This is a genomic window from Leptospira bandrabouensis, assembly GCF_004770905.1.
Classification (GTDB): domain Bacteria; phylum Spirochaetota; class Leptospiria; order Leptospirales; family Leptospiraceae; genus Leptospira_A; species Leptospira_A bandrabouensis.
This window is the reverse complement of record NZ_RQHT01000005.1, coordinates 1-3,827: the sequence shown is the minus strand read 5'-3', so window position 1 is coordinate 3,827 and position 3,827 is coordinate 1. Positions and strand designations below refer to the sequence as shown.

Below are 3,827 nucleotides of genomic sequence, written 5' to 3'. Positions count from 1 at the left end.
CTTGAAGGGTTTATTTTTGCGGGGTTTGAGGGAGCTTCTAATTGGGTTAGTGTGTGCTATAGACCTAGTAGGCTTGGAAGAATCAGGTGTAAGTGGTTCATTTCCTGTAGTATCCCCTAGAATCCTCTTTTTCGAGCTTTTTTCCAATGTTTCAGCTTGAGTCATACCTACGATTCTTTACGGATCGTAGATAATTCGTCAAGGTTTTTGGCTTATTATGTCCCGATTTCCCGAAAAATACGTAACAAAAATGTACTATACATATGTATTGTACAAATTACGCTTGTTAAAGTAACGGTAAAAAAAACCAAAGGAGCCTACTAATTTAACATGAAAAAAACACTTACACTAATCACATTCTTACTACTTACATTCAATTGCCAATCCACTGTAAAAACTGAGATTTCATCCTATGGACTAGAGGAAATCAGAGTGAATCAAACCTATGATTTCGTTTATAGGGAAGGTTACGATTTTGCACCTTTAACTAGGGTTTTTGAAGCAAAAGCTGGAAAACATGGATGGAAACGAAACAGAGAGAATCCATCTGTATTGATTGACTTAGGACTTGAAACATCTAAAGGGGAGTCCTTGCTCGGAGGATATAACCATAAGTTAAAGGTGAAAATTTTAGATAAAAACCAAACTGTCTATTACGGGGAAGTTGCCTTAGAGAACAAACAGGAAATCTACATTGATTCGATTCCATTTCTTGTGACTTCTTTTTGGTCTAATTATCCGAGTAGAGTATTCAAACTGGAAAAGAAGGTTCGAAAATCCGAGGCCGAGACTTTAGAGATCCAACTTGGAGTATATTACAATAATTAACTGCTAGACAGATTTAACCAAGGGTTAGCTGATAGGAGCGAGGATTAAACCCCCTCGCTTTTTTTATGCCTAAGGAGTGCAAAATGTCAGCTTTTAAAGAGGTAAGTGATACTTTTATAAATATCATGAAAGATAAAATAGGTCATCCTTTTATGGGGTCTTTTATGTTTACCTTTATCGGAATAAATTATGATATTTTAATTGATTTAGTTGTAAATATACAAGATCCATTTGCTGTAACATTTTTTAAAGATTCTCTTTGTAATGAAGTTTGGTCTCGAGTTAGTTTTCCCATTGGAATGATGTTTATTTTTCCACTATTGATACAAAACGGTCTTAATTTTATATACATATGGTGTAAGGTATATACGGAAAATAAAATTGAGAACATGAAAGAAAGTGAAAATAATAAGAATCACAAAGAAAGTGCAAAAAATTACAAGTTAAAATATGAAATGTCTCTTAATAAGGTTCATAACATAATAGATAAATCAATGTTAATTTCAAATACTATCTTAAGTAATCTTGGGAAATCGTCAGGTTTAAATGAAACGTTTTCTGTTTTTGAAAGTGATGAAAAATTAAATGAAGGACAATATGTATCCTTTCAAGAATTCCAAAATAAAATAATTCCATTTGTTAATAGTGCAATTTTTCTAGGTAAAGTATCGGTTAAAATTAATGATTATTTATATGTAGTAAAAATTATACATCATCAACAGTTACAAAAACATTTAGGAGATTTAATAAAGGATCTATCTAATGGGTATAGAGATATAATAGTGGAAAGTGTCGGCGTAAGGTTTAAAGATGGGAAGAGCGAAGGAGATATAAAAAGAATAGGAACTATTGATCCTATGACTAGAAACATTGCGTTTGCGACTTTTGGAACTAATCATAATATATATAATGACAATATGAGGAATTCACTGAGGAAATTATTTGAAAACCAAAATTAATAATTAATTCTTATAACCCATATCGGGAATAATCCTAGGTTCCCGCTTCTTATGATTACATGATGGAGGGCAAACAGTGAAATAATGTCTCTCTCCATCATCGGTTAATCTATAGAGTTTACAGTTCTCTACGGGGAATAAATAAACAATCGAATCTCTATCTACTCCAATAGATGAACTACATCCAACCAAAAACAATATAAGTATAAATTTATTCTTCATTCTCTTGATTATCCGCTTTTCTGAATTCTGGATCTGTTTTTGATAACATATAATGAGTGACAGCTAGAGATTGGTTTCCTTTCTTCATAGCATTTTGAAGCGGTCGAAAGTATCTAGTTCCTTGAAATCTGTTTACATAAGCAGAAGGGTTTCCACCTTCTAGGAGCCATTTCTTCGCAAGCTTTCGACCGTATTTGTCGGCTGAAAATCCAACCATACCACCTACAGCTCCACCTATAGCTCCTCCAATGAAAGGTGAACCTACCATAGCTCCAGCCGTAGATCCAATTGCAGTACCTGTAGCTATACCCATGTTAGTTTTTCGGGAACCGTTAGTAGTCGCTTGATCTAAGGAGTCAGCAAGTTTAGAGTATTTGGTTTCCTCTAATATATCTTGGCCTGTTATCCTTCCGAATTCTCTTGCTTTGTCCTGACTGAATGCTCGTCTATCTGAATGTAATGTATTTAGTTTTGATAGGGTAGTATCGCTCGCAACTAATCCGTCTACACCACCTTGTCCTTTCTTGATTCCAAATTGTTGTTTAATATGGTGACTAAGGTCTTCTAGTTTTTGAACGGGTTTCATTGCCTCGGCATAGGCAGTATTGTTAGTTTTAAGAAGGTCGTCGAACTGATGACGTAACTGTTTAACCATTTGGTCTGGTAGTGAATTATCAAGCCTATCGTAATCAATTTCCTTATCCAAAGATTGAATAATTTTTTTTAGTTGGGATTCAGTAATTACATCATCATATCTATTTATGACTTCTTTAATTTGATCTAATTTCTGAATGGCCTTTCCTTCGGCTAGACCGATCGGAATGAAACCATTTTCTGTTTGTTCTAGCATTCCAGATTGAAGGTTATCAATCACATTCTCTAATTTCTTATTTGTATGACCAAACTGTTTAGTATTATCTAATAGTTCCCAAGCTTTACCATCTAAGTTTTTAATCTCTTTGTTTAAGACTGATATTGATTCAGGAATTCTTTCTCCAATTTCCTGTAATGATAAAGCATTTCGTACTTTATCAGGATTTCTTAGAATCTCATCTACGTTGTCTTCTGGAATGTCAAATAACAGAGATATGGCTCTATTTTTAGTTGTGTTAGCTACTCTTTGTCCAGCGTCTCGAATTCTTTCTGCTTGTGGCATTAAGTCCCTAACTTTTTGAACTCCTTTACCGACTCCATGAAATACAGTGGGAACGGCTCCACCTATAGCAAGACCAGTTCCTACATCTGATATAATATCATCTGGATTAGTATTTCGTCCGAGTGCATCCAAACCACCTTGAGCCATACCAGAAGCAATCTTTGTTCCGAGTTTTGCCGATGACATTCCAGGAACAGGCATAGCCAATGCTCCAGTTAATTCCCCCGCTAAATAAGTATTAGGATTGGTTTCTTGCAATCTTTGATTTTCAGCTCTAGCTGAATCTCTAGCGGTCTCGTAGTTGTCACCATCTAGAAATTGTTTGGTTCTTCCTTCTAACTCGTCTCCGAAATTAAAAGTAGCTCCTTGGACGGCTCCATGTTTGAATGCTTTTGATTGGTCGTCTTCCTCTGAATGGGAGTAGTTACCAGTAAGCTTTCCTCGTAAGGTTTCTCCGATGATTGTAGGATCTAAATACTTAGAGTTTCCACCTTTACCAATTGATTTTAGATAATTCTCATATTCAATTGCGTTTCGATCTGCATTACCTGAGTTAAATGTTGTTTCTTTTCCATTTGATCTTTTTTTTTCTCTTTCAATCATTAAATCATAAGGATTAATTTCTTCTAGATCATTTATATTTGGAAAATTGTCTACTGGTT

Annotated in this window: 4 protein-coding genes; 2 read left to right on the top strand and 2 right to left on the bottom strand. The window is 34.6% G+C overall.

The genetic code is table 11. From position 1 onward, the window contains the following. Nucleotides 1–330 precede the first annotated feature (330 nt). Together EHR07_RS01435 and EHR07_RS01430 are read left to right on the top strand one after the other, a co-directional pair. Nucleotides 331–828: a hypothetical protein gene (locus tag EHR07_RS01435; RefSeq protein ID WP_135743434.1), complete on the top strand. Its 498-nt coding sequence runs from the start codon at nt 331–333 to the stop codon at nt 826–828. Between the two features lie 83 nt (nt 829–911). Continuing rightward, nucleotides 912–1,787 (top strand): hypothetical protein, encoded by an 876-nt coding sequence (locus EHR07_RS01430; protein ID WP_135743433.1) that lies wholly within the window; start codon nt 912–914, stop codon nt 1,785–1,787. Between the two features lie 3 nt (nt 1,788–1,790). Here the strand turns inward: EHR07_RS01430 and EHR07_RS19370 are convergent, their stop codons facing one another. Together EHR07_RS19370 and EHR07_RS19140 are read right to left on the bottom strand one after the other, a co-directional pair. After that, nucleotides 1,791–2,009 (bottom strand): DUF4884 domain-containing protein, encoded by a 219-nt coding sequence (locus EHR07_RS19370; RefSeq protein WP_476737522.1) that lies wholly within the window; start codon nt 2,007–2,009, stop codon nt 1,791–1,793. Then, nucleotides 1,999–3,827, bottom strand: a 1,829-nt coding sequence (locus EHR07_RS19140; protein ID WP_244288896.1) for a hypothetical protein, incomplete at its 5' end; no start/stop codon positions are given. The genes EHR07_RS19140 and EHR07_RS19370, both read right to left, overlap by 11 nt.